Raw genomic sequence first — 25140 nt, forward strand, 5'->3', positions numbered from 1 at the left:
AAAGCAGCTGGCGCCGAAGCGCCCTCTGCAACACTATCTTAGATACGACGACGTTTCGGTGGACGGCAACCGTTGTGCGGTACCGGCGTCACGTCCTGGATCTCGGTGATCTTGATGCCCAGGTTGTTCAGCGCGCGAACGGCGGATTCACGACCAGGACCTGGGCCCTTGATACGTACTTCCAAGTTCTTTACGCCACACTCAACAGCCACTTTACCAGCGGCTTCCGCGGCGACCTGCGCTGCGAATGGGGTCGATTTACGCGAACCCTTGAAGCCTGCACCGCCGGAGGTAGCCCACGACAAGGCATTGCCTTGACGATCGGTGATGGTAATGATGGTGTTATTGAACGATGCGTGGACATGTGCGATGCCTTCAGCGACGTTCTTTTTAACTTTTTTACGCACGCGTGCTGATGCGGCGTTATTTTGCGACTTAGCCATAATTATTCCCTAGCGGATTATTTTTTCAGCGATTGAGCGGCTTTACGCGGTCCCTTGCGGGTACGTGCGTTCGTACGCGTACGCTGGCCACGGCAAGGCAGACCCTTACGATGACGCATGCCGCGGTAGCAACCCAGATCCATCAAACGCTTGATGTTCATGGACAGTTCACGACGCAGATCGCCTTCGACGATGAATTTACCTACTTCATCGCGCAGCTTTTCCAGTTCGCTGTCATCCAGATCTTTGATCTTTTTGTTGGTTGCTACACCGGTCGATGCACAGATTTTCTCTGCGCGTGGACGGCCCACACCGTAGATGGCCGTCAGGCCGATAACGGTATGCTGATGATTTGGGATATTAACCCCTGCAATACGTGCCATTTGTTATTCCTCGATTAACCTTGACGCTGCTTGTGACGTGGTTCCACGCAGATAACGCGGACTACGCCTTTGCGCTTGATGATCTTGCAGTTGCGGCAGATCCGCTTGACTGATGCGAGAACTTTCATTTTTGGGCTCTTTCTTTCGCTTCTTTGGTTTGATTCAGTGTGTTACTTGGTACGGAACACAATGCGGGCTCGGCTCAGGTCGTACGGCGTTAACTCCACCGTCACCTTGTCTCCAGGGAGAATGCGAATATAGTTCATCCGCATTTTACCTGAAATATGCCCGAGCACCACGTGTCCGTTCTCCAGCTTCACTCGAAATGTTGCATTTGGGAGATTCTCAAGAATCTCGCCCTGCATCTGTATGACGTCGTCTTTTGCCATTCGGTATGTTTACCGCGCTTAACGCGTCGGAATTCCGCCCTTGAAATTTGCTTTGCGCAGCAGTGAATCATATTGCTGCGACATCACGTAGTTCTGTACTTGCGCCATGAAATCCATGGTGACAACTACAATAATCAATAAAGAAGTACCGCCGAAATAGAATGGTACTTTCCACTGGGCTTGCATAAATTCCGGCAATAAACACACCAGGGTGATGTAGACTGCGCCGGCAAGTGTCAAGCGTGTCAGGATCTTGTCGATGTAACGGGCTGTCTGCTCGCCTGGACGAATCCCGGGAATGAACGCACCGCTTTTCTTCAAGTTATCCGCTGTTTCCTTGCTGTTAAAGACCAGCGCTGTATAGAAGAAACAGAAAAACACGATCGCCACTGCGTACAACAGCGCATGGATAGGCTCACCAGGCCCCATCGATGCTGCCAAATCTTTCAAGAACCGCACCGCAGGGTTAGCGTTGTCGGCGCCCTTTGAAAACCAGTCCACGATAGTGGCCGGGAACAAGATGATCGAAGAAGCAAAGATCGGCGGGATCACGCCGGCCATGTTCAGCTTCAACGGCAAATGGCTGGTTTGACCGCCATAAATCTTGTTGCCTACCTGGCGCTTCGCGTAATTGACCAATATTTTGCGCTGACCACGTTCGACGAATACAACGAAGTACGTTACCAGTGCTACCAGGATCACGATGAAAATCGCGCTGAAGCTGCCGATCGAACCATTCGACACCTGAGTGAACAAGCCACCCAACGCCGACGGCAGACCTGCTGCAATCCCGGCAAAAATGATGATCGAGATGCCATTCCCCAAGCCACGCTCGGTAATTTGCTCACCCAACCACATCAAAAACATTGTTCCGGTCAACAAAGTGACGACCGTCACGAAGCGGAATGCAAGACCAGGTTCCAACACCAGACCAGCTTGCGACTCCAGTGCGACTGCAATGCCTAACGCTTGGAACAGTGCCAGGGCAACCGTGAAATACCGGGTGTACTGGGTGATCTTGCGACGACCTGCTTCGCCTTCTTTTTTCAACGCTTCCATCTGCGGTGACACGATCGACAGCAATTGCATGATGATCGAGGCCGAGATATAAGGCATGATACCCAGCGCAAACACTGTAAAACGAGACAAGGCACCGCCCGAGAACATGTTGAACATGCCCAGGACGCCGCCTTCGTGCTCCTTGAACAGCGAGGCTAATTGTGTCGGGTCAATCCCGGGAACCGGGACGTGAGCACCGATACGATAAACCACCAATGCGCCAAGCAAAAACCAGAGCCGTCCCCAAGGGAAACCGGCCGCTGCACTTTTAGCAAGTTGTGGATTAGTCGCCAATTTTCGCTCCGATCAAGCTGTTAGCGGTCAACTCAGGCTACCGAGCCGCCGGCTGCTTCGATGGCTGCTTTCGCGCCAGCGGACACTTTCAAGCCCTTCAAATTCACCGCTTTGGTGATTTCGCCGGACAAGATCACGCGCACGTCACGGGCCAACACGCCCAGAACGCCAGCTTGCTTCAAGACCAGAATGTCGACATCGCCAACAGCCAGGTTGTTCAGATCGGACAGGCGCACTTCAGCTTTGAAGGTTGCGTGCATCGATTTGAAACCGCGCTTAGGCAGACGGCGTTGCAGAGGCATCTGACCGCCTTCGAAACCGACTTTATGAAAGCCGCCCGAACGCGATTTCTGACCTTTGTGACCACGACCCGAGGTTTTACCCAGGCCGGAGCCGATACCGCGACCGACGCGACGCTTGTAGTGCTTAGCGCCTTCGGCTGGTGCAATAGTATTCAATTCCATGATTTGCTCCGTTCGTGTAAGCCCGAAGGCTTACCCGACAACTTTAACGAGATACGATACTTTATTGATCATGCCGCGTACGGATGGGGTGTCTTGCAATTCGGAAACCGAATTTACACGACGCAGACCCAGACCGCGCACGGTAGCGCGATGCGATTCGCGCGTACCGATCAAGCCCTTGACCAATTGCACTTTGACTGTGTTTGTCATTTTGTCCACCTTAAGCCAGAATGTCTTCGACCGACTTGCCGCGTTTGGCAGCGATATCGGAAGCAGTGCTCATTTTCGACAGGCCGTCCAGCGTAGCGCGTACCAGGTTGTATGGGTTGTTCGAACCGGTGGATTTCGCCACCACGTCCGTCACGCCCATCACTTCGAAGATAGCGCGCATTGCGCCACCAGCGATAACGCCAGTACCAGGCTTAGCTGGGTTCATCAGGACCTTGGAGGCGCCGTGACGACCAACAACCGTGTGATGCAAGGTGCCGTTTTTGAGCGGTACTTTGATCAGGTTGCGACGGGCTTCTTCCATTGCCTTCTGCACGCCAACTGGCACTTCTTTCGATTTGCCCTTGCCCATGCCGACGCGGCCATCGCCATCACCAACTACGGTCAGCGCGGCGAAACCCATGATACGACCACCCTTGACCACTTTGGTCACGCGGTTGATCGCGATCATTTTTTCGCGCATGCCATCATCCGGCTTGTCGCTTTGCATTTTTGCTTGCATTTTTGCCATGATTGATCCTTAGAACTTCAGACCGGCTTCGCGTGCGGCTTCTGCCAACGCTTTCACACGGCCGTGGTAACGGAAACCGGAGCGGTCAAACGCAACTTCGGTAATCCCTGCTTTCAACGCTTTTTCAGCGACGCGCTTGCCGATCAAGGCTGCAGCAGCGGCATTGCCGCCTTTGCCGGATTGGCCTGCCAGTTCAGCGCGAACTTCCGCTTCAGCCGTCGAGGCCGAAACCAGGACTTTAGCGTCCGGGCTGATCAGGTTGGCGTAAATGTGCAGGTTGGTGCGATGCACCGACAAGCGATTTACTTTCAATTCCGCAATCTTGATGCGGGTTTGGCGTCCGCGGCGAAGCCGTGATTCTTTCTTATCCATCGTCAGCCCCTAATTACTTCTTCTTGGTTTCTTTAAGCTTAACCACTTCGTCCGCATAGCGAACGCCCTTGCCTTTATAAGGCTCAGGAGCGCGGTAAGCACGAACTTCAGCGGCTACCTGGCCAACCTGTTGACGGTCGATACCTTTAATCAGGATCTCGGTCGGGGTTGGTGTTGCGCAGGTAACGCCAGCTGGCATGTCATGCACTACAGGGTGCGAGAAACCCAGGGACAGATTCAACTTGTCGCCTTGAGCTTGCGCCTTGTAACCCACGCCTACCAGGTTCAGCTTTTTCTCGAAACCCTTGGTGACGCCAACAACCATGTTGTTGACCAGTGCGCGCAGCGTGCCGGACATGGCATTGGCTTCGCGGCTGTCGTTCGCCACGTCGAAACTCAGGGTTCCTGCATTGTTTTCCACTTTGACCTGGCCGGTGAGGGCCTGGGAAAGTACGCCCAGCGGGCCTTTTACGGTGATCGCTTGTGCGGAGATGGCGACTTCGGCGCCAGCTGGCACTACGATAGGCATTTTAGCTACTCGAGACATGTGTAACTCCTTAAGCCACGTAGCAAATAACTTCGCCGCCGACACCGGTAGCGCGTGCTTTGCGGTCAGTCATGACGCCTTGCGGAGTCGACACGATCGCCACACCCAAGCCATTCATCACAACAGGGATCTCGTCTTTACCCTTGTAGACGCGCAGACCCGGACGGGACACGCGCTCCAAGCGCTCAATGACGGGACGGCCAACATAATACTTCAAACCGATTTTCAGTTCCGCTTTGCCACCAGCTTCGGCAACAGCGAAATCTTCAATGTAACCCTCGTCCTTCAGGACGCTGGCAATCGCAATTTTGACTTTCGACGATGGCATGGCCACGGTCGTCTTTTGCACGCCTTGTGCATTGCGAATGCGGGTCAGCATATCGGCGATAGGATCGCTCATACTCATTGCATATTCTCCTATTACCAGCTTGCTTTTGTCATACCCGGAATTTCACCACGCATGGCGAATTCACGGAGCTTGATACGACCCAGACCGAATTTACGGAATGTGCCGCGCGGACGACCAGTGATGGCGCAACGGTTACGTTGACGCGTCGGGTTCGAGTTACGTGGCAGCGCCTGCAGTTTCAGGCGAGCTTCGTAGCGCTCTTCTTCCGATTTCGATTGGTCATCGACGATGGCCTTGAGAGCTTCGCGCTTAGGGGCGAATTTCGCCACCAGGTCAGCACGCTTGATCTCACGATTAATCAGTGACAGTTTGGCCATGATCAGTTCCTGAAAGGGAATTTAAAGGCGGCGAGCAAAGCTTTGGCTTCGTCATCGGTCTTAGCGGTTGTCGTGATGCTGATATTCATACCGCGCAACGCGTCAATCTTGTCGTATTCGATTTCAGGGAAAATGATCTGTTCCTTGACACCGATGTTGTAGTTGCCACGACCATCAAATGCACGGCCGTTCACACCACGGAAATCGCGTACGCGCGGCAGAGCCACGGTAATGAAGCGATCCAGGAACTCGTACATGCGAGCGCCGCGCAGGGTGACCATCGTACCGATCGGGTAACCTTCACGGATTTTGAAGCCTGCGATCGCTTTGCGGGACTTGGTGGTCACTGGCTTCTGGCCGGCGATCTTGGTCAAGTCAGCAACTGCGTGCTCGAGAACTTTTTTATCCGCGATAGCCTCACCAACACCCATGTTCAGGGTGATCTTGGTCAGGCGTGGAACTTCCATTACCGACTTGTAACCAAACTTGCTGGTCAGGTCGGCAACGACTTTTTCTTTATAGAATTCTTGGAGACGTGCCATGATTTCTTAAGCCTTCACTACTTCGCCGGAGGATTTAAAGATGCGAACTTTCTTGCCGTCCACTTCTTTGAAACCCACGCGATCTGCCTTGCCAGTCGCTGCATTAAACAATGCAACGTTGGACACGTGAATTGGCATGGTCTTATCGACGATACCACCAGTTACGCCAGTCATCGGGTTTGGCTTAGTCGCTTTTTTAGCGATGTTAATGCCGTCAACCACGATATGTTCAGCATCGATACGCTGCTGTACCACACCACGTTTGCCCTTGTCTTTCCCGGTCAGAACGATGACTTCGTCGTTTTTACGAATCTTATCCATTACGACTCCTTACAGGACTTCCGGTGCCAGGGACACGATTTTCATGAACTTCTCAGTACGCAGTTCGCGTGTGACAGGTCCAAAAATACGGGTACCGATCGGTTCCAGCTTGGCGTTCAACAGAACGGCGGCGTTGCCGTCGAACTTCACCAGGGAACCGTCTTGGCGGCGAACACCTTTAGCGGTGCGCACAACCACGGCGTTATAAATTTCACCTTTTTTGACACGGCCACGTGGCGCAGCAACCTTAACGGTTACCTTGATCACATCGCCAATGCCAGCATAACGGCGCTTGGAGCCGCCCAATACCTTGATGCACATTACTTCTTTGGCACCGGTATTGTCAGCCACTTCGAGCCGGCTTTCAGTTTGAATCATAGTATTCTCTTTCCCAACTTAAGCCGAAGAATCCACACAATGTAGACCCACGGTCAGTCTTGGTCCCGCCAGAGCCGCCCTGCTGGGCTTCACTGTTTGGGTGCATGACCTTCATACATCAACTGACCGCGAATGCTACTGTCTGTGGCCAGACACTTTGCGGCGTTACATGAACGAAGCCCGCAAGTATTACATACAATTTGCGGGCCTGCAAGTACTAATTAAAACCCACCGCCGAAACGGTGGTTTTTATTTAAACGGTTGGTGCGGCTTGAACCACACGTGTCACCGTCCATGCCTTCGTTTTGGAGATCGGGCGACCTTCCTGGATCTCGACCGTGTCACCGGCCTTGACTTGGTTGGTCTCGTCATGCGCGTGATACTTGTTCGAGCGCATGATGATCTTGCCATACAAAGGATGTTTTACGTGGCGCTCGATCAGAACGGTAACGGTCTTGTCCATCTTGTCCGAAACCACTTTACCGATCAGCGTGCGCTTGAGCGACTGTTTCACTGGTTCGTTCATTTGGCTTCCTTCAGATTCATTACCGTCTTCACACGCGCGATATCGCGGCGTACCTTCTTGAGCTGCGAAGTGTTGCTCAGCTGCTGCGTAGCGATTTGCATGCGCAGGCCGAACTGTGCCTTCAACAGGTCATTCAGCTCTTTTTGCAGAGCTGGCTGGTCCTTGCCGCGGAGTTCAGATGCTTTCATATACAACTCCAATTATTGGCCGACTTGGCGCACGACAAACGTCGTAGCCAGTGGCAGTTTAGCGGCGGCAAGACGGAATGCTTCCCGTGCCAGCGCTTCATCAACGCCATCCATTTCGTACAGTACTTTGCCTGGCTGAATTTCAGCGACGTAGTACTCAGGATTACCTTTACCGTTACCCATACGGACTTCAGCCGGTTTGTTCGAAATCGGTTTGTCCGGGAAAATACGGATCCAGATACGGCCACCGCGCTTGATGTGACGCGTCATTGCACGACGCGCCGCTTCAATTTGACGCGCAGTGATACGACCGCGCGCAACTGCCTTCAGACCGAATTCGCCAAACGACACGGCGGTGCCGCGGCTGTGCGAAATACCGGTGTTACGGCCTTTCTGCTCTTTACGATACTTTCTGCGTGCTGGTTGCAGCATGATTATTCTCCTGCTTTCTCAGCTGGTGCTGCTGCGGCGGCCGGTTTAGCGGCGGTACGCACACGTGCACCTGGTGCTGTGGATGGTTTCGCACCGGCACCGGCTGGACGTGGACGGCCAGCTGGCTTGCCATCGTCACGGCGTGGGCCGCGGCTTTTCTTCTCGTCAGCTGGGGTATCGATGACTGGTGCATCGCCGTTAGGCGCGCGGTCACCTTTGTATACCCACACCTTGACACCGATGATGCCGTAGGTGGTCGACGCTTCGCTGGTACCGTAGTCGATATCTGCGCGCAGGGTATGCAGAGGCACGCGGCCTTCGCGGTACCATTCTTTACGTGCGATTTCGATACCGTTCAGACGGCCGGACGACATGATCTTGATACCGAGTGCACCCAGGCGCATTGCATTTTGCATTGCACGCTTCATGGCGCGGCGGAACATGATCCGTTTTTCCAGCTGCTGCGAGATCGAATCGGCGATCAGTTGCGAGTCGATTTCCGGCTTGCGAATTTCTTCGATGTTCACGTGAACAGGCACGCCCATGATCTTGGTCAAAGCGGACTTCAGTACTTCGATGTCTTCGCCTTTTTTACCAATGACCACGCCTGGGCGCGAGCTGTAGATCGTGAAGCGCGCGTTCTTGGCTGGGCGCTCGATAACGATGCGGCCAACGGATGCGTTCTTCAGTTTCTTTTTCAGGTAAGCACGTGCTTTCAAGTCTTCGTTCAGCATGGCAGCGAAATTACCGTTGCCTGCATACCAGCGCGAAGCCCAGTTACGGGTGACCGCCAGACGGAAACCGGTTGGATGAATTTTCTGACCCATCGTGGCTCCTTAGTTACCGACAGTCACGTAAACGTGACAGGATTGTTTCGAAATACGGTCGCCACGGCCTTTTGCACGCGCGGTGAAGCGCTTCAGGACCGGGCCCTTTTCGACGTAGATCGTTTTCACGAACAATTCGTCGATGTCCGCGCCATCATTGTGTTCCGCATTGGCGATTGCCGATTCCAGAACGCGTTTGATGATCGCAGCACCTTTTTTCGGGCTGAATTGCAAGATGTTGAGTGCAGCGTCAACTTTCTTGCCACGGATCAGGTCAGCAACCAGGCGGCCCTTTTGGTCCGACAGGCGCACACCTTTGAGGATAGCTTTAGTTTCCATTATTTCTTAGCCTTTTTGTCAGCTGCATGGCCCTTGAACGTACGGGTCAGTGCGAATTCGCCGAGCTTGTGACCAACCATGTTTTCGGAAACATAAACCGGCACGTGCAGCTTGCCGTTATGAACCGCGATCGTCAGGCCGATGAAGTCAGGCATGATTGTCGAACGACGCGACCAGGTTTTGATTGGCTTTTTGTCTTTGGCTGCTTGCGCGGCTTCAACTTTTTTCACCAGGTGGGCGTCACAGAACGGCCCTTTTTTCAATGAACGTGTCATGTGCTACCCCTTATTTCTTGCCGCGGCGCGAGACGATCATGGAAGTAGTACGCTTGTTGCTGCGTGTCTTCTTACCCTTAGTCTGTTGGCCCCAAGGCGAAACTGGATGACGACCAGCTGCTGTTTTACCTTCACCACCACCGTGCGGGTGATCGACCGGGTTCATGACCACACCGCGAACGGTAGGACGAACACCGCGCCAGCGCATCGCACCAGCTTTACCGATTTTACGCAGGCTGTGCTCGGCATTGCCGACTTCACCAACCGTTGCACGGCACTCGATGTGCACGCGACGTACTTCACCCGAGCGCAGACGCACTTGAGCGTAGGTACCTTCACGAGCCATCAGCACAACGCCAGCGCCGGCGGTACGGGCCATTTGGGCACCTTTACCTGGCAGCATTTCAACGCAATGCATCACGGTACCGACTGGGATGTTACGGATTGGCAAGCAGTTACCCGATTTGATCGGTGCTTCCGAACCGTTCATCACGCTGTCGCCAACGGCCATGCCTTTGGTTGCGATGATGTAGTGACGTTCGCCGTCGGCGTAGCACAGCAGAGCGATATTCGCGGTGCGGTTTGGATCGTATTCGATACGTTCCACTTTCGCTGGAATACCATCTTTGGTGCGCTTGAAGTCGATCAAGCGGTAGTGTTGCTTATGACCACCACCGATATGACGGGTGGTGATGTGACCGTTGTTGTTACGACCAGCGGTCTTGGATTTCTTTTCAACCAGAGCAGCGAATGGACGACCCTTGTACAGGTCGGCATTCACCACCTTCACCATGCCGCGACGGCCTGGCGAGGTTGGTTTCATCTTAACGAGTGCCATTATGCAGCCTCCTCGGAGAAGTTGATTTCCTGGCCAGGCTTCAGGCACACGAAAGCACGCTTGGTATGGTTACGACGACCGTTGAACTTGCCGGTGCGCTTTTGCTTACCTTCGCGGTTTGCAGTTTGCACGGACAGAACTTCAACCTTGAACAGCAGTTCGACCGCTGCCTTGATTTCAGGCTTGGTTGCATCCGGCAGTACGCGGAATACAATTTGCTCGTTCTTTTCCGCGACCATGGTGGCCTTTTCGGAAATCACGGGCGCCAACAGCACCTTCATCAAGCGTTCTTCGCTATGTTTCAAAATCGCGCTCATGCCAGCATCTCCTCAATCTTGGCCAATGCAGCTTTGGTGACCAGGATCTTCTTGTAGAACACCAGGGACATCGGGTCTGCGTGACGTGGCTCAACGACGAGTACGTTAGGCAGGTTGCGCGATGCCAGTTCCAGGTTTTCGTTCAGAACGTCGGTGATGATCAGAACCGAATCAAAGCCCAGGCCGTTCAATTTTTGCGACAGCAGCTTGGTTTTTGGCGCGTCGATCGTCAGATCGTCGATGACGATCAGGCGCTCTTCGCGAGCCAGCTGCGACAGGATCGAGCAGATACCTGCGCGATACATTTTTTTGTTCACTTTGTGGGTGAAGTTTTCGTCAGGCGAGTTCGGGAAAATCCGACCACCGCCGCGCCACAGTGGCGACGACGACATACCAGCACGAGCGCGGCCGGTACCTTTTTGGCGCCATGGCTTTTTCGTCGTGTGGTGAACTTCTTCACGGTCTTTTTGCTTGCGGTTACCACTACGTGCATTCGCTTGATAAGCGATGACGACTTGGTGGATCAGCGCTTCATTGTAGTCACGGCCGAAAATCGTATCGGCTGCAGCAACGTTCGAGGCGGCTTGACCTTGCGCATTCAGAAGCTTGAGTTCCATCGTTTAAGCTCCCTTCTTGGCTTTGGTTTTGATGGCTGGCGAGACAACTACCTGGCCATTTTTCGCACCTGGAATCGCGCCTTTGACCAGCAACAGCTGACGGTCGGCATCGATACGGGCGATCACGAGGTTCTGGATCGTACGGTTAACGTCACCCAGATGACCGGTCATGCGCTTACCAGGAAAAACGCGACCTGGATCTTGTGCCATACCGATGGAACCTGGAACGTTATGCGAACGCGAGTTACCGTGCGTTGCACGGCCAGAAGCGAAGTGGTAACGTTTGATAACGCCTGCATAGCCTTTACCGATGGTAACGCCTTGCACGTCGATCTTTTGACCGACTTCGAACAGGGAAGCAGCGACAACATCGCCAGCTTTCAGTTCAGCGGCTTTGGCAGCGTCGACACGGAACTCTTTCAACAGAGTACCGGCTTCAACACCAGCTTTAGCGTGATGACCAGCAACAGCTTTGGTCACGCGGGAAGCGCGACGTTGACCGAATGCGACCTGAACAGCGGAGTAACCATCTGTTTCAGGGGTTTTGATTTGCGCAACACGGTTGTTCGATACGTCCAACACGGTGACAGGAATCGAATCCCCTTCATCCGTGAAAATGCGCATCATACCAACCTTGCGACCGAGAAGGCCTAGGCTCATTTTTTCTCCATTCCCACCTGCGATTGGGCGGGGCTTGTTTAACTACAAAGTAACGTAGGACTCAAAAAAGACGAATCCATACCGAAGCCGGCTAGTATATAGCACAAAAACCCTTGACGCAACAAGTTAACACGAGGTATGTCAAAGTGTTGTGCGACGCCCCTGCGGGAGTTGTCGGCGCGCCGGAAAAATGCCGCCGCGAGCCAACTTGAGAGGCGCAAAGCACGGCGCCATGCGCCCTGGCGGGCAATGGCAGAAACACACAGGGCGCGCAATGGCTTGCGCGCCCTGCCCTGCCCTCCCGGGCGCGACGCCCGAAAAAGCTTATTGCTGGCAGTTGATCAGGCAATGCTGGTACAGATCTTCGCAGATGGGGCTGCCGCCGAGGTGCGCGCGGCAATTGGCCACTTTTTGCCCGCACTCGCTATAGCACTGCGTGACATCGCCAGCGGCAAACGCATACGAGGCGCTCAAGCCCAGCGCAAACAGGAAAGCCATCGACTTCTTGATCATATTTCATCTCCGTTTATCAGATGGAAGAACAACCAGGACGACACGCCATCCTCGCACCGCCCCGGGCAGTTGCCGCGGCACCCGCCATTACTTAAAAAGCAATGCCAATAGAATACCGTAAACAATACCAACCAACTACCAATTAATGCTGCCACACTTTTCCGCATCCAATAAAAAGCCAGCCCGGACAGATCACCGTCCGGGCTGGCTGCAAGCGTTACGGCGCATGGCGCCCGGGCCGCCCCTATTCCTGCGGCGCTCCTTTGCCAATCTGATACCAGTCCACCTTGCGCGTCGCCACCATGATGACTGCCAGCACGGCGAACAGCAGGATGCTGCCCATCACCAGCGCATTGTTTTCCGAACTGAGCAAGCCATACAGCGCGCCATACAGCATGGTCAGCGCCACGCCGAAGCCGATGCCGCGCCAGGCGTTATGCAGCACGTGCACCAGGTAAAAGCTGGTCAGCACGATACAGGCGGCGCTGGCGATCAGGTAGGCGGACAGGAAGGCGATGTGCTCGGCCAGACCCACCAGCAGCAGGAAGAAGATCACCAGCGACAGGCCCACCAGCAGATACTGGACCGGATGGATTGGCAGACTCTTCAGGATTTCAAAGATGAAGAAGGCGGCAAAGGTCAGCGCCACGAACAGCAAGCCATATTTGGTGGCCCGGTCCGATTGCGAATACACGTTCACGGGTTCGATGAAGCCCACGCTGAAGCGGTCGATCTGCCCCAGCGGCGCACTGTCGGGCACCTTGAATTCCCCTTCGATGGTGCTCAGCTGCGTTTGCGCATTGGTGGCCAGCGACGAGATATTCCACGCCACGTTGAAACCCTGGGCGTCGATCTGGCGATTCTTCGGCGACGGCAGGAAGCGCCCGCCAAACTGCGGATGGGGCCAGTTCGACTTGATGCTAATCTGGCTGTTTTTTGCCACCGGCACGAAATGCTGGCGTTCGATGCCATCGAGGCCCAGGTCAAAGCTGAAGCGCACCTGCTGCGGCGCCGCCAGCGGCATGGCGCCCAGCGGCGCATGCAGGCCGCTGCGGAAGGCAAACAGGTCGGTGCCCTGCTCGAACTCGATCTTCTGGCCGCCCCAGTCGATTTTCGGAATATTGCGGATGCCGCGCACGTCCTCGATGGACAGGGCGACGAATGGCGCACCGAGGGTCACGCGCGAGTCCGGCGTTTTGCGCGGCAGCTGGCTGCTGGCCGGCACCGTGAAGTCGCCCTTGAACGCGTGCTGGCCGCTGTACACCAGCACCTGGTGGATGCCGCGGTAACGGCGGTCCGTCTCGATGTTGCCGTTGATCTGCAGATCGTTCGGATAAACAATCAGGCGGCGCTGCACCAGGCGGCGCAGCAACTCCGTGCGCACCGGCGATTTCGCTTCCTTGTCATCGCCCTTGGCCACTTCCACGCGCTCTTCGTACTGCTCCGTGTAGGGAATCACCAGAATGGGGCCGATGATGGTTTGTTCGCGCACCGAATCGGCGGCGATGCTGTTGACGGCTTCCTGGCGGAATTCCATCCGTTCCTTGATCGTTTCCTGAATCATCAGCAAAGGCAGGCCGATCAGCAGCATCAGGCCGAACACGATCAACGCTTTGACTAACAGAGTTTTTTGCATGGCGCATCCTTGAAGTAAGGCGGCCAGTGTAAAAGAGCTGTATGCGCTGACGATGCAGTCTGTGTGAAGCCGACAAATAAAGTGCGCTAAGCCAGCAGCGGCAGGCACAGGCGCGCGCAGGCGCCGCCCTCCGCGTGATTGAGCACTTCGACCGTGCCGCCATGCAGCGAGGCCACTTCGCGCACGAAGGGCAGGCCCAGGCCCGTGCTCTTGCCGGCGCTCGGGCGCGGCAGCGAATAAAAGCGCTCGAAGACGCGCTCGAGCGCATACGCGGGAATCCCCTCGCCCCGGTCGCGCACGGCAATTTCCACCTGGCTGCCGTGGCGCTGCGCCGTCAGGTCGATGCAGCTGCCCGGCGGCGCAAAGCCGGCTGCGTTGTCGAGCAGGTTGCCCAGCGCCTGGCGCAGCAGCAGGGCGTCCCCTGCCACGCTCGCCTCGTCGTGTTGCAGCTGCACGCGCACGCCGCGCGCCGCCAAAGTGGCCGCGCCATCCTGCGCCACTTGCGCCAGCAAGGGTCCCAGCGCGATGCGCTCGGGATGATCGAGGCGCTGCTGCTTTTCCACGCGCACGAGGGCCAGCAGCTTGTCGATCAGCTGCCGCTGGCGCGCATTCTGTTCCAGGATACTGGCGAGGAACTGGCGGCGCTCGGCCGGCGGCATGTCTTCCTGCAGCAGTTCGGCCGAGGCCTGGATGGCCGCGATCGGGCTTTTCAATTCATGCGCCAGGGTATGCATCAGCTGCTCCACATATTCCTTGCCTTCCAGGCGCGTGCGCATTGCCTCCAGCGCCCTGCCCAAGGTGCCGATCTCGTTCGTTCCCAGCGCCGGCAGCGCCACCTTGCGCCCCGCTTCCACGTCGCCAATATAGTCCATCAGCTTGCCCAGCGCATGGTGCAGCCACCAGGCGAACGCCAGGCCGATCAGCAGCGACAGCAGCAACAGTACGGCGCCGCGCTGCAGGATCTTGCGCTGGCTGCGCTCGACAAACGCTTGCACGCTGGCGTTCGGCTTGGCCACCGTCAGCACGCCGATTACCTCATTGCCGTCGCGAATCGGCGCGGCCACGTGCATCACCGTCGACATCTCGTCGTCCGGCTGGCTGCGCGTGCTGCGCGCGCCATACTTGCCCTGCAAGGTCAGGTAGACGTCATTCCAGCGCGAATAGTCGCGCCCCACGTCGCGTCCGCTGGAATCGAACAGCACGATGCCGTGCCGGTCCGTAATATAGATGCGGTAATCGAGCGTGCGCTTGCGCACGCCATTGATATTGACGTCCACGCCATGGCGCGCGTAATCCTGCATGCGTTCGGCCACGGGCGACTGCGCCAGCGTGCCCGCCTTCACGTCGGGCGCCACCAGGTTGGCCAGCAGTTGCGAGGTATCGACCAGGGTGTCTTCCAGGGTCGAGCGCACGCCCGGCTTGACCTGTTCCATGAAAACATTGAGCAAAAACCACGCGGCCAGCCCGACGATCAGGAAGTAGCCGAGCAGGATGCGCAGGCCGATCTTCATGCGCCGGCCAGGCTGTAGCCGAGGCCACGGTGGGTGTGGATGGGGTCGACCTGCGCATCGACGGCACGCAGCTTGGCGCGCAGCGATTTGACGTGCGCGTCGACGGTGCGCTCGAGCGTGTCGGACGCCCCGCTCCACACGCGCTCCATCAGCTGGGCGCGCGACAGCACGTGGCCCGGATGCTCGAGCAGGGTTTTCAGCAACAGGTATTCATAGCGGGTCAGGTCCAGCGGCTGGCCGTGGAACAGCACCCGCGCTTCGAGCGCGCGCAACTCGAAGCGCGCCGGCGCGGTCGCGGCGGCAGGCGCGGCTATCGTCATGCCAGTCTCGCGCGGCACCTGAGCGACACCCGCGCGGCGCAGGATGACGCGGATGCGCGCCACCAATTCGCGCGGCGAAAACGGTTTGGTGACGTAATCGTCGGCGCCGATTTCCAGGCCCACGATGCGGTCGATCTCGTCGCTGCGGGCCGTCAGGAAAATCACCGGCACGTCGGAAAACTGGCGCAGGCGGCGGCACACCTCCAGGCCGCTCATGTCGGGCAAGCCCACGTCGAGTACCACGAGCACGGGCATCTGCGCGGCTTCCCCGGGCATGGGGCGCAGTGCGGCCAGGGCGTGCTCGCCCAACATCACATGGCGCGGCGTAAAGCCGTCCGTGCGCAAGGCATAGGCGATGCTGTCGGCAATCGCCTGTTCATCTTCCACGATCAGGACAGTCTTGGACATGGCGGCGGCACGCATTAATGGACAAGCCCGGAGTATCCCTGAAGCACGCAAGCGGCGTCAATTGTGCGGGCTGGCGAAAAGCCACCCACCCCAAAAAACTTAGAGTATATTTATTACGGCATGACTCCACCGATACACTGTGTTTGACACCCGTCCGAGGAGACTATGAAGACCCATACCATCAGCCTGCTATGCGCTGTCAGCCTGCTGGTCGCCTGCGCGGCGCCAGCGACACTCACCACCTCCAATGAACAGCAGGACGCCTGCAACGCGGCCGAACTCAAAGGCCAGTTTGGCGAAGCGGAACTGGCGTGTGTACAGGCACTGCGCAGCGCCGAGCAGGCTGGCGCCAGCGCGGACATCCTCTCACAGCGCCAGTACAACCTGGGCCGCATCAAGCGCTTGCAGGGCAAGAATGCCGAAGCGGAGCAACTGTACCGCCAAGCCCTGGCCACGGAAGAAGCGGCGCAGCCGCGCAGCGATGCGCGCGTCGGACGCCGCATGGTGGAGCTGGCGTCGGCCCTGGCCGCGCAAGGCAAGTGGCAGGAAGGCACGGGCTATCTGGAACGCGTGCTGCCGTTGCTGCCGAAGCTGTCGCCCGCCTCGCGCACCTATTCGGCGGAAGTGCTGCGCCAATACGCGAAGCAACTGCAAGGCGGCCCGCAAGCGGCGCTGGGGGCGCGCTTCGACGTGGTGGCGGCCAGCCTGCAATAAGCAACTCCCGGGGCCCGGCCTAAGGCTGGGCGACGTGGATGCTGGCCTTGATGTGCTTGAGGTGTGCAACGATGGTGAAGGTCATGACCACCAGCAGCGACCATGAACTCCATTTGCTGACGTGCACCGCCGACCAGGCGCCAAGCTGGTTCGGATAGCGCCACACGCCCCAGAAGGTGCTGATGTTTTCGGCCAGCCAGATGAAGAAGCCGACCAGCACGAAACCCAGCAGCAAGGGCATGCTGCGGTCGCGGTCGAGCGGGCGGAAGACCACGGTGGTGCGCGCATACAGGCCCAGCGCACAAGCGGCCAGATACCAGCGATAGTCGCCGATGTAGTGGTGAGTAAAGAAGTTGGCGTAGATCAGCAGCGCGATCAGCACCGCCATCCAGTACGGTGGATGGTGGCGGATCCGCATGTCGAGCAGGCGCCAGGTCTGGATGATGTAGCTGCCGACAGCCGCATACATGAAGCCGGAAAACAGGGGCACGCCGAACACCTTGGTGTAGGCGAAGTCGGGATAGCTCCACGACTGGATGGTCCCCGACACCTTGAACACCTCCAGCGCGAAGCCGACCGCATGAAACAGGCAAATGGCTTTCAATTCATCCCACGTCTCGAGCCCGCTCCAGACCATCGCGCCCTGGATCGCCAGCGCTACCAGCAACAGCACGTCATAGCGCGGCAGGCCGAACAGGCCGGCGCGCGGCACCAGGAAGACGGCAGCAAAAAACAGCCCCACGAACAGGCACGACCTCGCCTCCTTGATACCGAAATACAAAAATTCGGTCAGGAAGCGCGGCCAGCCGCGCAGGCGCTGACGGGGAGTGGCATTTAACAGATGGGTATCGAGGGCGTTAAGCATGCAGCGACTTTATCGGCCAGCCGCGGCACTGTAAAGCGATTTTGCAGAGGTGCGCGGGCACCAATAGCAATGGGGCCGGGCGCACTCACGATCGTGAGCAGGCCCGGCCCCATCATCAGGCAGCGGGATACCCGCCGGCCTTTTAAAAACGATTATTGCAGTTTGATTTCGACATCAACACCAGCTGGCAGGTCCAGCTTCATCAGCGCGTCAACGGTTTTGTCCGTTGGGTCAACGATGTCCATCAGGCGTTGGTGCGTACGGATCTCGAACTGATCGCGCGAAGTTTTGTTGACGTGCGGGGAACGCAGCACATCGAAACGTTGAATACGGGTAGGCAGTGGTACTGGGCCTTTGACGACAGCGCCGGTGCGCTTCGCGGTTTCAACGATTTCCAGAGCGGACTGGTCGATCAGTTTGTAATCGAAAGCCTTCAGGCGGATACGGATTTTTTGGTTTGGTGCCGACATGATATTTCCTTAAAAGAACGAACCGCGCGGTTTGCACGGCAATGAGGTCATACGGGAATTCTGACGCAACAACCGTCAGGGTCGACATGATAGCACCAAAATGCTTGCCAACCCCGGCAGTTGAATAAAAAGAAGGGCGCCGGGCGACGACGCGTCTTCTTTTATGCAGGCTTAAGAATTAAGCCAGGATTTTTGCAACAACACCAGCGCCGACGGTACGGCCGCCTTCGCGGATAGCGAAGCGCAGACCTTCTTCCATCGCGATCGGGTTGATCAGCTTGACGGTGATCGACACGTTATCGCCTGGCATAACCATTTCTTTGTCTGCTGGCAACTCGATCGAACCGGTTACGTCCGTCGTGCGGAAGTAGAACTGTGGACGATAGTTGTTGAAGAATGGCGTATGACGGCCGCCTTCGTCTTTCGACAAAACATAGATCTCGCCGGTGAAGTGGGCATGCGGCTTGATCGAGCCTGGCTTGGCCAGAACTTGACCACGTTGCACGTCTTCACGCTTGGTGCCGCGCAGCAGCAGACCAACGTTGTCGCCAGCTTGACCTTGGTCCAGCAGCTTGCGGAACATTTCCACGCCGGTGCAAGTCGTTTTGACGGTATCGGTGATACCGACGATTTCGATCTCTTCGCCGACTTTAACAATGCCGCGCTCGATACGACCGGTCACAACGGTACCGCGACCCGAGATCGAGAACACGTCTTCTACTGGCATCAGGAATGCACCGTCAACAGCGCGCTCTGGCGTTGGGATGTAAGCATCCAGCGCATCGGCCAGACGCAGCACTGCGTCAACGCCCATTTCGCCTTCTTTGCCTTCCAGCGCCATACGTGCCGAACCTTTGATGATAGGCAGGTCGTCGCCTGGGAATTCGTACTTCGACAACAGCTCGCGCACTTCCATTTCAACCAGTTCCAGCAGCTCTGCGTCGTCGACCAGGTCGCACTTGTTCAGGAACACGATGATGTATGGAACGCCAACTTGGCGGGCCAGCAGGATGTGTTCGCGGGTCTGTGGCATTGGGCCGTCAGCTGCGGAGCACACCAGGATCGCGCCGTCCATCTGGGCTGCACCGGTAATCATGTTTTTGATGTAATCGGCGTGGCCTGGGCAGTCAACGTGCGCGTAGTGACGCGTTTCCGTTTCGTACTCGACGTGGGCGGTGTTAATCGTGATACCGCGCGCTTTTTCTTCTGGTGCTGCATCGATCTGGTCGTATGCTTTAGCTTCGCCGCCGAATTTCTTCGACAGAACCGTTGCGATTGCAGCGGTCAGCGTGGTTTTACCGTGGTCGACGTGGCCGATGGTGCCGACGTTGACGTGCGGCTTGGTCCGTTCGAATTTACCTTTTGCCATTTTATTCTTCCTTAGAACAATGATTTAAATGTAGGGACCGGCATTCTCGTGAAAGCCGGCCCGGAACTTCTATTACTTAGCTTTCGAGCTTACGATTGCTTCAGTCACATGCTTAGGTGCTTCAGCATAGTGCTTGAATTCCATCGTGTAAGTCGCACGACCTTGGGTCGACGAACGCAACGACGTGGCGTAACCGAACATTTCCGACAGAGGTACTTCGGCCTTGATGATCTTGCCGCCACCGCCAGCAATTTCATCCATACCTTGCACCATACCGCGACGCGACGACAGATCGCCCATCACGGTACCGGCGTAGTCTTCCGGCGTTTCCACTTCCACGGCCATCATCGGCTCCAGGATGACTGGCGATGCTTTGCGGCAGCCATCTTTGAATGCCATCGAAGCGGCCATGCGGAATGCATTTTCGTTCGAGTCAACATCATGGTACGAACCGAAGAACAGCGTGACTTTCACGTCAACGACTGGGTAACCAGCCATCACGCCCGAAGTCAGCGTGTCGCGCACACCTTTTTCAACTGCAGGGATGTATTCGCGAGGAACGGTACCGCCCTTGATCGCGTCAACGAATTCGAAGCCCTTGCCCGGTTCTTGCGGTTCGATCTTCAGAACCACGTGACCGTATTGACCACGACCACCCGATTGCTTGACGAATTTGCCTTCCGACTCTTCGCACACTTTACGGATCGTTTCGCGGTAAGCCACTTGTGGCTTGCCGACGGTCGCTTCAACGTTGAATTCGCGCTTCATGCGGTCAACGATGATGTCCAGATGCAACTCGCCCATACCGGCGATGATGGTCTGGCCCGATTCTTCATCGGTACGCACGCGGAACGATGGATCTTCTGCAGCCAGGCGGTTCAGCGCCAGGCCCATTTTTTCCTGGTCGGCCTTGGTTTTTGGCTCGACTGCCTGCGAAATCACTGGCTCAGGGAAGACCATGCGTTCCAGAACGACGCTGGCTTTTTCGTCGCAAAGCGTATCGCCGGTGGTGGTGTCTTTCAGACCCACAACGGCGGCGATGTCGCCAGCGCGCATTTCCTTGATTTCTTCGCGTTCGTTCGCTTGCATCTGCACGATACGGCCGATACGCTCTTTCTTCTGCTTCACGGAGTTCAACACCGAGTCGCCCGAATTCAGGGTACCCGAGTAGCAACGGATGAAGCACAACTGACCGACGAACGGATCGGTTGCGATCTTGAACGCCAATGCCGAGAATTTCTCATTGTCGTCAGCTGCGCGCTCGACTGGCTGCTCGTCCTCGTCCAGACCTGGTACAGGTGGAATGTCGATTGGCGATGGCAGGTACTCGATGACCGCGTCCAACATGGCTTGTACGCCCTTGTTTTTAAAGGCGGTACCGCACAACATTGGAACGATTTCGCTGGCGATGGTACGCTGACGCAGAGCAGCCTTGATCTCTTCTTCCGAGAGGTCGCCTTCTTCCAGGTACTTGTTCATCAGGTCTTCCGACGCTTCAGCAGCGGCTTCAACCATGTTTTCGCGCCACTTGGCAGCATCAGCGGCCAGGTGTGCAGGAATGTCGCCGTATTCGAACTTCATGCCTTGCGAAGCGTCGTCCCAGATAACCGCTTTCATCTTGACCAGATCGATAACACCGGTGAAGACGTCTTCAGCGCCGATAGGCATCTGAATAGGCACTGGGTTGGCTTTCAGACGCGAACGCATCTGATCGTAGACCTTGAAGAAGTTGGCGCCGGTACGGTCCATCTTGTTCACGAAGGCCAGACGTGGCACTTTGTACTTGTTAGCCTGACGCCATACCGTTTCCGATTGTGGCTGCACGCCGCCGACTGCACAGTAAACCATGCAGGCGCCATCCAACACGCGCATCGAACGTTCCACTTCAATGGTGAAGTCAACGTGGCCTGGCGTGTCGATGATGTTGATGTGGTGAGCTGGGAAGTTGTTTGCCATGCCTTTCCAGAAGCACGTAACAGCAGCCGAGGTAATCGTGATACCGCGCTCTTGCTCTTGTGCCATCCAGTCGGTGGTGGCAGCGCCATCATGGACTTCGCCCAGCTTGTGGTTCACGCCTGTGTAGAACAGGACGCGCTCGGTCGTGGTCGTCTTACCTGCATCGATGTGAGCGGAGATACCGATATTACGATAGCGCTCAATGGGGGTCTTGCGGGCCATAATTAATCCTAAATGAATGGACAAAACCGAGCAGCATTTTTTTGCAAAAATGAGCCCGGCCTCGAACAACAGATGCTTGACAGCCGCCTTGCGGTAGCTGGCTTTATATTAGAAGCGGAAATGCGAGAACGCTTTGTTCGCTTCAGCCATACGATGGACTTCGTCGCGTTTTTTCATCGCGCCGCCGCGGCTTTCAGCCGCTTCCATCAGCTCACCGCCGAGGCGTTGTGGCATCGATTTTTCGCTGCGCTTGTTAGCAGCTTCACGCAACCAACGCATGGACAGAGCCATACGACGGACTGGGCGAACTTCGACCGGCACCTGGTAGTTTGCACCACCGACGCGACGGGATTTCACCTCAACCAGCGGCTTGGCGTTGTTGATTGCGGTAGCAAAAACTTCGAGCGGATCTTTGCCCGATTTTGCTGCGATGTGCTCGAAAGCACCGTAGATGATGTTTTCTGCAACCGATTTCTTACCGGACAGCATCAGCACGTTTACAAATTTAGCGACATCAGTGTTGCCGAATTTTGGATCTGGCAAAATTTCGCGCTTGGGTACTTCACGACGACGTGGCATATCAATTCCTTTCAATCTTCAGTTGAGCGCGCGTTCTTCGCACACTCGCGGACGACCATCATAGTCTTCCACTTACTCGACCAGATGCGGTCGACTACATTCACTTAGCTAGTTGCCACTGAGCGAAACTTGGGTTTGCTGCGTACAACTTATTACTTCTTGCCAGCTTTAGCGCGCTTGGTACCGTACTTCGAACGCGATTGCTTACGGTCTTTAACGCCTTGGGTATCCAGAGCACCGCGAACCATGTGGTAACGCACACCCGGCAAATCCTTGACGCGGCCGCCGCGCAACAGCACAACACTATGCTCTTGCAGGTTATGGCCTTCACCGCCAATGTACGAAATGACTTCGAAACCATTGGTCAGGCGAACTTTAGCGACTTTACGCAGAGCCGAGTTAGGCTTCTTTGGAGTCGTGGTGTAAACACGTGTGCAGACGCCACGTTTTTGCGGGCTGTTTTCCAGCGCCGGCGATTTGCTCTTCACGGTCAAAGCGACGCGTGGATTGCGAATCAATTGATTGATGGTTGGCATCGTTATAAATCCAACAAAAAACTACGATTAATAACCCGGACAAGATGCCCGGCGACTAAAACCTCGTCCCGCTTTCATCTACTGCGCACCGGAGGCGCCCGCAGCCACTCGATTAGGAGCGGCCATGAAATGCCAAGTAATGCGTAAACGATGAGCAGAATAAAATCGAGAACTCGCTAGTTTAGACCTTGTGCCACAGGGGGTCAATCGGTTTACCGCTTTTTGCTATAAAAAAAGGCAAAAATGGCAGGTGTTTGTGGCATTTTGACTAATCTTTGGCAACGATGCGCGGATGCTAGCATGCGTAAACGATGAATAATTTAGCATTCTTTCCCTGCGGCCAAGCATCTGCCGTGCACATTCTTGTGTGACCGCAAGACAACAAAAGGATTGATAATAGCGGACATTTTTCGCTGCCCTCCCGCCCTCCTTTATGCGCTCCTTGCTTCGCCCCGCCAATCTGATCCTGCTCCTGACGTATGCCTCGCTGACGGCCGTGCCCTTCATCCCCGCGCTGCTGGGGCGTGCGCTCGAGCATCCGTGGCAGATGCTCACGTTCGAGCTGCTGGCCTGGCTGGCCGTGTGGAGCATCTTCAAGCGCCCCGCCTACTTCCACTGGTTGCTGGTGCCCGCCTTCCTGGCCTTGCCGACGGAAATCTACCTGTTCATCTTTTATGGCCAGGGCATTTCCACGCACCACCTGGGCATCATCTTCGAAACCAGCCCCAAGGAAGCGATGGAATTCCTCGGGCAAAAAGTATGGCTGATGGGCGCCGTCATGCTGGGCGTGATCACCTGGTGCGCCCTGAGCTGGTATGCGGCCACGCGCACGCGCGACCTCGACTGGCGCGGCAAGACGCGCCCGGCCGCCTTCGTGCTGCTGATCCTGCTGGGCGGCTTCTGGTGGTATGGCTACGAATTCGGTTTCGAGGCCAAGACCGTGCACAGCGCCGCCGCGTCCGCCAAGGCCAGCAAGCCGGCGGCCAGCGCCAAAGCGGGTGCTTCCGGCTTCGGCGACGCCAGCTCGGCCGACGATGAAACGGAAGAGGAAGACGAGGAAAGCAGCAAGCCGGAAAACGCCAGCATCGCCGGCGCCGATGAAACGGGCCTGGGCTGGCCCAGCCTGCCCCACTGGGCGCGCCTGCCCTACGCCTTCGACACCGTCAGCAATTCCTGGCCCTTCGGCCTGGCCGCGCGCGGCTTCGATTTCTACAAGGAACGCAAGTACCTGGCCGAGCTGGGACAGAAAAGCAGCAGCTTTCGTTTTGGCGCGCACCAGCAACAGCCCGATACCAGCCCGGAAGTGGTGGTCATGGTGATCGGCGAATCGTCGCGCTACGACCGCTGGAGCCTGAACGGCTACGAACGCGACACCAATCCCCTGCTGAAACAGGAAAGCAACCTGGTGCCGCTGGCCGACGTCATCACGGCCGTATCCGCCACGCGCCTGTCCGTGCCCGTGATCATCTCGCGCAAGCCGGCCACGCAAAGCCTCAAGGATGGCTTCTCGGAAAAATCCTTCCTCACCGCCTACAAGGAAGCGGGCTTCAAGACCTACTGGCTGTCGAACCAGATTTCGTTCGGCCAGTTCGACACGCCCGTGTCCGTCTTCGCCAAGGAAGCGGACGTGGTGCAATTTCTGAACCTGGGCGGCTTTACCAACAGTTCGAACTTCGACCAGATCCTGTTCGATCCGTTCAAGAACGCGCTGGCCGACCCGGCGCCGAAAAAACTCATCGTGCTGCACACCCTGGGCAGCCACTGGAACTACAGCCAGCGCTATCCGAAATCGTTCGACAAGTGGCAGCCGTCGCTGTTCGGCGTCGACAAGCCCGTCTACACGGACACGGCCATCAAGCAGCAGCTGAACAACAGCTACGACAGCTCCATCCTGTACACGGACTGGTTCCTGTCGAACGTGATCGGCATGCTGAAGGACGACGGCCAGCGCACCGCCCTGCGCAGCTCGCTCGTCTATGTGGCCGATCACGGCCAGACCCTGTACGACGGCACCTGCCGCCTGGCCTTCCATGGCCACAACACGCAGTTCGAATTCCACGTGCCCGCCTTCGTCTGGTATTCGCCGCAATTCAAGCAGCACTATCCGGACAAGGTAACGCAGCTGCGGCGCCATCAAAAGGCGCGCCTGTCGACGGAAAACATGTTCCATACCCTGCTCGACCTGGGCGACATCCGCTTTGCCGGCGAACAGCCCGAATGGAGCATCGCCAGCGCCCGCTTCAAGCAGCACAAGCGCTACGTCGACAGCTACGGCTGGACCAACTACGACAACGCCATCATCCGCGGCGATTGCCGCGAAGTGATCGACAAGAGTACGCCGGAAAAGCAGGACAAATAAGGGCAG

Annotated in this window: 37 protein-coding genes; 2 read left to right on the forward strand and 35 right to left on the reverse strand. The window is 56.7% G+C overall.

Going from position 1 to position 25140, the window contains the following annotated elements; all coding sequences use genetic code 11:
• Positions 1 to 38: 38 nt before the first annotated feature.
• The 29 genes from rpsK to creB form a co-directional block, all read right to left on the reverse strand.
• Entirely contained in the window at positions 39 to 443 is a 405-nt protein-coding gene (gene rpsK, locus MRBLMS1_RS16195; RefSeq protein WP_010394475.1) for a 30S ribosomal protein S11, read from the reverse strand.
• A gap of 17 nt (positions 444 to 460) precedes the next feature.
• Positions 461 to 826 (reverse strand): 30S ribosomal protein S13, encoded by a 366-nt coding sequence (rpsM, locus tag MRBLMS1_RS16200; RefSeq protein WP_046681666.1) that lies wholly within the window; start codon positions 824 to 826, stop codon positions 461 to 463.
• Between the two features lie 14 nt (positions 827 to 840).
• A complete protein-coding gene (gene rpmJ / locus MRBLMS1_RS16205; protein ID WP_010394471.1) occupies positions 841 to 954 on the reverse strand; it encodes a 50S ribosomal protein L36 in 114 nt (37 codons plus the stop codon).
• Positions 955 to 996: 42 nt separating this feature from the next.
• Positions 997 to 1215, reverse strand: coding sequence for a translation initiation factor IF-1 (infA, locus tag MRBLMS1_RS16210; RefSeq protein WP_005663428.1), 219 nt, complete (start codon positions 1213 to 1215; stop codon positions 997 to 999).
• A gap of 18 nt (positions 1216 to 1233) precedes the next feature.
• Positions 1234 to 2568 (reverse strand): preprotein translocase subunit SecY, encoded by a 1335-nt coding sequence (gene secY, locus MRBLMS1_RS16215; RefSeq protein WP_010394438.1) that lies wholly within the window; start codon positions 2566 to 2568, stop codon positions 1234 to 1236.
• A gap of 32 nt (positions 2569 to 2600) precedes the next feature.
• A complete protein-coding gene (gene rplO / locus MRBLMS1_RS16220) occupies positions 2601 to 3032 on the reverse strand; it encodes a 50S ribosomal protein L15 (protein WP_034753211.1) in 432 nt (143 codons plus the stop codon).
• Between the two features lie 30 nt (positions 3033 to 3062).
• Entirely contained in the window at positions 3063 to 3242 is a 180-nt protein-coding gene (gene rpmD, locus MRBLMS1_RS16225) for a 50S ribosomal protein L30 (protein ID WP_010394435.1), read from the reverse strand.
• Positions 3243 to 3252: 10 nt separating this feature from the next.
• Complete coding sequence (gene rpsE, locus MRBLMS1_RS16230) at positions 3253 to 3771, reverse strand: 30S ribosomal protein S5 (protein WP_010394433.1); 519 nt, start codon at positions 3769 to 3771, stop codon at positions 3253 to 3255.
• A gap of 9 nt (positions 3772 to 3780) precedes the next feature.
• Positions 3781 to 4143 (reverse strand): 50S ribosomal protein L18, encoded by a 363-nt coding sequence (gene rplR, locus MRBLMS1_RS16235; RefSeq protein ID WP_010394431.1) that lies wholly within the window; start codon positions 4141 to 4143, stop codon positions 3781 to 3783.
• Positions 4144 to 4156: 13 nt separating this feature from the next.
• Positions 4157 to 4690 carry a 50S ribosomal protein L6 gene (rplF, locus tag MRBLMS1_RS16240; protein ID WP_034778281.1) on the reverse strand — a complete coding sequence of 178 codons (534 nt, stop codon included), beginning with the start codon at positions 4688 to 4690 and terminating at the stop codon, positions 4157 to 4159.
• A 10-nt stretch (positions 4691 to 4700) separates the two neighbouring features.
• A complete protein-coding gene (gene rpsH, locus MRBLMS1_RS16245; protein WP_034753208.1) occupies positions 4701 to 5096 on the reverse strand; it encodes a 30S ribosomal protein S8 in 396 nt (131 codons plus the stop codon).
• Positions 5097 to 5110: 14 nt separating this feature from the next.
• On the reverse strand, positions 5111 to 5416 hold the full coding sequence (gene rpsN / locus MRBLMS1_RS16250; RefSeq protein WP_010394423.1) for a 30S ribosomal protein S14: 306 nt from the start codon (positions 5414 to 5416) through the stop codon (positions 5111 to 5113).
• Positions 5417 to 5418: 2 nt separating this feature from the next.
• On the reverse strand, positions 5419 to 5958 hold the full coding sequence (gene rplE / locus MRBLMS1_RS16255; RefSeq protein ID WP_010394421.1) for a 50S ribosomal protein L5: 540 nt from the start codon (positions 5956 to 5958) through the stop codon (positions 5419 to 5421).
• 6 nt (positions 5959 to 5964) lie between these two features.
• Complete coding sequence (rplX, locus tag MRBLMS1_RS16260) at positions 5965 to 6279, reverse strand: 50S ribosomal protein L24 (RefSeq protein ID WP_034753204.1); 315 nt, start codon at positions 6277 to 6279, stop codon at positions 5965 to 5967.
• A 9-nt stretch (positions 6280 to 6288) separates the two neighbouring features.
• Positions 6289 to 6657, reverse strand: a complete 369-nt coding sequence (gene rplN, locus MRBLMS1_RS16265) for a 50S ribosomal protein L14 (RefSeq protein WP_008444317.1) — start codon at positions 6655 to 6657, stop codon at positions 6289 to 6291.
• Between the two features lie 253 nt (positions 6658 to 6910).
• Complete coding sequence (rpsQ, locus tag MRBLMS1_RS16270) at positions 6911 to 7183, reverse strand: 30S ribosomal protein S17 (protein WP_010394415.1); 273 nt, start codon at positions 7181 to 7183, stop codon at positions 6911 to 6913.
• Positions 7180 to 7371 (reverse strand): 50S ribosomal protein L29, encoded by a 192-nt coding sequence (gene rpmC / locus MRBLMS1_RS16275; RefSeq protein ID WP_010394412.1) that lies wholly within the window; start codon positions 7369 to 7371, stop codon positions 7180 to 7182. The genes rpsQ and rpmC overlap by 4 nt, the downstream gene beginning before the upstream one ends.
• A 12-nt stretch (positions 7372 to 7383) precedes the next feature.
• Positions 7384 to 7803 carry a 50S ribosomal protein L16 gene (gene rplP, locus MRBLMS1_RS16280; protein WP_038497037.1) on the reverse strand — a complete coding sequence of 140 codons (420 nt, stop codon included), beginning with the start codon at positions 7801 to 7803 and terminating at the stop codon, positions 7384 to 7386.
• 2 nt (positions 7804 to 7805) lie between these two features.
• A complete protein-coding gene (gene rpsC, locus MRBLMS1_RS16285) occupies positions 7806 to 8630 on the reverse strand; it encodes a 30S ribosomal protein S3 (protein ID WP_092718261.1) in 825 nt (274 codons plus the stop codon).
• A 9-nt stretch (positions 8631 to 8639) separates the two neighbouring features.
• A complete protein-coding gene (gene rplV / locus MRBLMS1_RS16290; RefSeq protein ID WP_170840583.1) occupies positions 8640 to 8972 on the reverse strand; it encodes a 50S ribosomal protein L22 in 333 nt (110 codons plus the stop codon).
• Positions 8969 to 9244: a 30S ribosomal protein S19 gene (gene rpsS / locus MRBLMS1_RS16295; RefSeq protein WP_008444295.1), complete on the reverse strand. Its 276-nt coding sequence runs from the start codon at positions 9242 to 9244 to the stop codon at positions 8969 to 8971. The genes rplV and rpsS overlap by 4 nt, the downstream gene beginning before the upstream one ends.
• A 10-nt stretch (positions 9245 to 9254) precedes the next feature.
• The gene (gene rplB / locus MRBLMS1_RS16300) at positions 9255 to 10082 is read right to left on the reverse strand and encodes a 50S ribosomal protein L2 (protein ID WP_034753198.1); all 828 of its coding nucleotides are present in this window, start codon (positions 10080 to 10082) and stop codon (positions 9255 to 9257) included.
• A complete protein-coding gene (rplW, locus tag MRBLMS1_RS16305; RefSeq protein WP_010394398.1) occupies positions 10082 to 10399 on the reverse strand; it encodes a 50S ribosomal protein L23 in 318 nt (105 codons plus the stop codon). Before rplW ends, rplB begins: the two co-directional genes overlap by 1 nt.
• Positions 10396 to 11016: a 50S ribosomal protein L4 gene (gene rplD, locus MRBLMS1_RS16310; protein ID WP_034753197.1), complete on the reverse strand. Its 621-nt coding sequence runs from the start codon at positions 11014 to 11016 to the stop codon at positions 10396 to 10398. The genes rplW and rplD overlap by 4 nt, the downstream gene beginning before the upstream one ends.
• Before the next feature lie 3 nt (positions 11017 to 11019).
• Entirely contained in the window at positions 11020 to 11676 is a 657-nt protein-coding gene (gene rplC / locus MRBLMS1_RS16315) for a 50S ribosomal protein L3 (RefSeq protein WP_010394393.1), read from the reverse strand.
• 324 nt (positions 11677 to 12000) lie between these two features.
• Complete coding sequence (locus MRBLMS1_RS16320) at positions 12001 to 12189, reverse strand: hypothetical protein (protein WP_034753196.1); 189 nt, start codon at positions 12187 to 12189, stop codon at positions 12001 to 12003.
• 244 nt (positions 12190 to 12433) lie between these two features.
• Positions 12434 to 13825: a cell envelope integrity protein CreD gene (gene creD / locus MRBLMS1_RS16325; RefSeq protein ID WP_128141075.1), complete on the reverse strand. Its 1392-nt coding sequence runs from the start codon at positions 13823 to 13825 to the stop codon at positions 12434 to 12436.
• A gap of 86 nt (positions 13826 to 13911) precedes the next feature.
• Entirely contained in the window at positions 13912 to 15336 is a 1425-nt protein-coding gene (creC, locus tag MRBLMS1_RS16330) for a two-component system sensor histidine kinase CreC (protein WP_456148306.1), read from the reverse strand.
• Positions 15333 to 16064 carry a two-component system response regulator CreB gene (gene creB, locus MRBLMS1_RS16335; protein WP_485880410.1) on the reverse strand — a complete coding sequence of 244 codons (732 nt, stop codon included), beginning with the start codon at positions 16062 to 16064 and terminating at the stop codon, positions 15333 to 15335. The genes creC and creB overlap by 4 nt, the downstream gene beginning before the upstream one ends.
• Before the next feature lie 165 nt (positions 16065 to 16229).
• Here creB and MRBLMS1_RS16340 point away from each other — a divergent pair, with 165 nt between their 5' ends.
• Positions 16230 to 16778: a tetratricopeptide repeat protein gene (locus MRBLMS1_RS16340; protein ID WP_485880412.1), complete on the forward strand. Its 549-nt coding sequence runs from the start codon at positions 16230 to 16232 to the stop codon at positions 16776 to 16778.
• 19 nt (positions 16779 to 16797) lie between these two features.
• On the opposite strand, the gene MRBLMS1_RS16345 is transcribed toward MRBLMS1_RS16340, so the two are convergent.
• The 6 genes from MRBLMS1_RS16345 to rpsL all read right to left on the reverse strand — a co-directional run bounded on the left by MRBLMS1_RS16345 (position 16798) and on the right by rpsL (position 22775).
• Positions 16798 to 17643, reverse strand: coding sequence for a DUF817 domain-containing protein (locus MRBLMS1_RS16345; RefSeq protein ID WP_485880414.1), 846 nt, complete (start codon positions 17641 to 17643; stop codon positions 16798 to 16800).
• A 152-nt stretch (positions 17644 to 17795) separates the two neighbouring features.
• Positions 17796 to 18113 carry a 30S ribosomal protein S10 gene (gene rpsJ, locus MRBLMS1_RS16350; RefSeq protein WP_010394389.1) on the reverse strand — a complete coding sequence of 106 codons (318 nt, stop codon included), beginning with the start codon at positions 18111 to 18113 and terminating at the stop codon, positions 17796 to 17798.
• Positions 18114 to 18291: 178 nt separating this feature from the next.
• Positions 18292 to 19482, reverse strand: a complete 1191-nt coding sequence (gene tuf / locus MRBLMS1_RS16355; RefSeq protein WP_034753125.1) for an elongation factor Tu — start codon at positions 19480 to 19482, stop codon at positions 18292 to 18294.
• Between the two features lie 72 nt (positions 19483 to 19554).
• Positions 19555 to 21660 carry an elongation factor G gene (gene fusA, locus MRBLMS1_RS16360; RefSeq protein WP_034753184.1) on the reverse strand — a complete coding sequence of 702 codons (2106 nt, stop codon included), beginning with the start codon at positions 21658 to 21660 and terminating at the stop codon, positions 19555 to 19557.
• Positions 21661 to 21768: 108 nt separating this feature from the next.
• Positions 21769 to 22239, reverse strand: a complete 471-nt coding sequence (gene rpsG / locus MRBLMS1_RS16365; RefSeq protein WP_010394377.1) for a 30S ribosomal protein S7 — start codon at positions 22237 to 22239, stop codon at positions 21769 to 21771.
• Between the two features lie 152 nt (positions 22240 to 22391).
• Entirely contained in the window at positions 22392 to 22775 is a 384-nt protein-coding gene (gene rpsL / locus MRBLMS1_RS16370; protein ID WP_010394376.1) for a 30S ribosomal protein S12, read from the reverse strand.
• Positions 22776 to 23208: 433 nt separating this feature from the next.
• On the opposite strand from rpsL, the gene MRBLMS1_RS16375 reads away from it, so the two are divergent.
• Positions 23209 to 25134 (forward strand): phosphoethanolamine transferase, encoded by a 1926-nt coding sequence (locus MRBLMS1_RS16375; RefSeq protein WP_485880419.1) that lies wholly within the window; start codon positions 23209 to 23211, stop codon positions 25132 to 25134.
• Positions 25135 to 25140: the final 6 nt, after the last annotated feature.

The organism is Massilia sp. LMS1-1-1.1 (assembly GCF_040815535.1).
GTDB lineage: Bacteria > Pseudomonadota > Gammaproteobacteria > Burkholderiales > Burkholderiaceae_D > Janthinobacterium > Janthinobacterium aestuarii.

Coding starts and splice junctions, on each gene's coding strand:
- rpsK (WP_010394475.1), bottom strand. CDS start 443: ATGGCTAAGTCGCAAAATAACGCCGCATCAGCACGCGTGCGTAAAAAA.
- rpsM (WP_046681666.1), bottom strand. CDS start 826: ATGGCACGTATTGCAGGGGTTAATATCCCAAATCATCAGCATACCGTT.
- rpmJ (WP_010394471.1), bottom strand. CDS start 954: ATGAAAGTTCTCGCATCAGTCAAGCGGATCTGCCGCAACTGCAAGATC.
- infA (WP_005663428.1), bottom strand. CDS start 1,215: ATGGCAAAAGACGACGTCATACAGATGCAGGGCGAGATTCTTGAGAAT.
- rplO (WP_034753211.1), bottom strand. CDS start 3,032: ATGGAATTGAATACTATTGCACCAGCCGAAGGCGCTAAGCACTACAAG.
- rpmD (WP_010394435.1), bottom strand. CDS start 3,242: ATGACAAACACAGTCAAAGTGCAATTGGTCAAGGGCTTGATCGGTACG.
- rpsE (WP_010394433.1), bottom strand. CDS start 3,771: ATGGCAAAAATGCAAGCAAAAATGCAAAGCGACAAGCCGGATGATGGC.
- rplR (WP_010394431.1), bottom strand. CDS start 4,143: ATGGATAAGAAAGAATCACGGCTTCGCCGCGGACGCCAAACCCGCATC.
- rplF (WP_034778281.1), bottom strand. CDS start 4,690: ATGTCTCGAGTAGCTAAAATGCCTATCGTAGTGCCAGCTGGCGCCGAA.
- rpsH (WP_034753208.1), bottom strand. CDS start 5,096: ATGAGTATGAGCGATCCTATCGCCGATATGCTGACCCGCATTCGCAAT.
- rpsN (WP_010394423.1), bottom strand. CDS start 5,416: ATGGCCAAACTGTCACTGATTAATCGTGAGATCAAGCGTGCTGACCTG.
- rplE (WP_010394421.1), bottom strand. CDS start 5,958: ATGGCACGTCTCCAAGAATTCTATAAAGAAAAAGTCGTTGCCGACCTG.
- rplX (WP_034753204.1), bottom strand. CDS start 6,279: ATGGATAAGATTCGTAAAAACGACGAAGTCATCGTTCTGACCGGGAAA.
- rplN (WP_008444317.1), bottom strand. CDS start 6,657: ATGATTCAAACTGAAAGCCGGCTCGAAGTGGCTGACAATACCGGTGCC.
- rpsQ (WP_010394415.1), bottom strand. CDS start 7,183: ATGAACGAACCAGTGAAACAGTCGCTCAAGCGCACGCTGATCGGTAAA.
- rpmC (WP_010394412.1), bottom strand. CDS start 7,371: ATGAAAGCATCTGAACTCCGCGGCAAGGACCAGCCAGCTCTGCAAAAA.
- rplP (WP_038497037.1), bottom strand. CDS start 7,803: ATGCTGCAACCAGCACGCAGAAAGTATCGTAAAGAGCAGAAAGGCCGT.
- rpsC (WP_092718261.1), bottom strand. CDS start 8,630: ATGGGTCAGAAAATTCATCCAACCGGTTTCCGTCTGGCGGTCACCCGT.
- rpsS (WP_008444295.1), bottom strand. CDS start 9,244: ATGACACGTTCATTGAAAAAAGGGCCGTTCTGTGACGCCCACCTGGTG.
- rplB (WP_034753198.1), bottom strand. CDS start 10,082: ATGGCACTCGTTAAGATGAAACCAACCTCGCCAGGCCGTCGCGGCATG.
- rplW (WP_010394398.1), bottom strand. CDS start 10,399: ATGAGCGCGATTTTGAAACATAGCGAAGAACGCTTGATGAAGGTGCTG.
- rplD (WP_034753197.1), bottom strand. CDS start 11,016: ATGGAACTCAAGCTTCTGAATGCGCAAGGTCAAGCCGCCTCGAACGTT.
- rplC (WP_010394393.1), bottom strand. CDS start 11,676: ATGAGCCTAGGCCTTCTCGGTCGCAAGGTTGGTATGATGCGCATTTTC.
- MRBLMS1_RS16320 (WP_034753196.1), bottom strand. CDS start 12,189: ATGATCAAGAAGTCGATGGCTTTCCTGTTTGCGCTGGGCTTGAGCGCC.
- creD (WP_128141075.1), bottom strand. CDS start 13,825: ATGCAAAAAACTCTGTTAGTCAAAGCGTTGATCGTGTTCGGCCTGATG.
- creC (WP_456148306.1), bottom strand. CDS start 15,336: ATGAAGATCGGCCTGCGCATCCTGCTCGGCTACTTCCTGATCGTCGGG.
- creB (WP_485880410.1), bottom strand. CDS start 16,064: ATGTCCAAGACTGTCCTGATCGTGGAAGATGAACAGGCGATTGCCGAC.
- MRBLMS1_RS16340 (WP_485880412.1), top strand. CDS start 16,230: ATGAAGACCCATACCATCAGCCTGCTATGCGCTGTCAGCCTGCTGGTC.
- MRBLMS1_RS16345 (WP_485880414.1), bottom strand. CDS start 17,643: ATGCTTAACGCCCTCGATACCCATCTGTTAAATGCCACTCCCCGTCAG.
- rpsJ (WP_010394389.1), bottom strand. CDS start 18,113: ATGTCGGCACCAAACCAAAAAATCCGTATCCGCCTGAAGGCTTTCGAT.
- tuf (WP_034753125.1), bottom strand. CDS start 19,482: ATGGCAAAAGGTAAATTCGAACGGACCAAGCCGCACGTCAACGTCGGC.
- fusA (WP_034753184.1), bottom strand. CDS start 21,660: ATGGCCCGCAAGACCCCCATTGAGCGCTATCGTAATATCGGTATCTCC.
- rpsG (WP_010394377.1), bottom strand. CDS start 22,239: ATGCCACGTCGTCGTGAAGTACCCAAGCGCGAAATTTTGCCAGATCCA.
- rpsL (WP_010394376.1), bottom strand. CDS start 22,775: ATGCCAACCATCAATCAATTGATTCGCAATCCACGCGTCGCTTTGACC.
- MRBLMS1_RS16375 (WP_485880419.1), top strand. CDS start 23,209: ATGCGCTCCTTGCTTCGCCCCGCCAATCTGATCCTGCTCCTGACGTAT.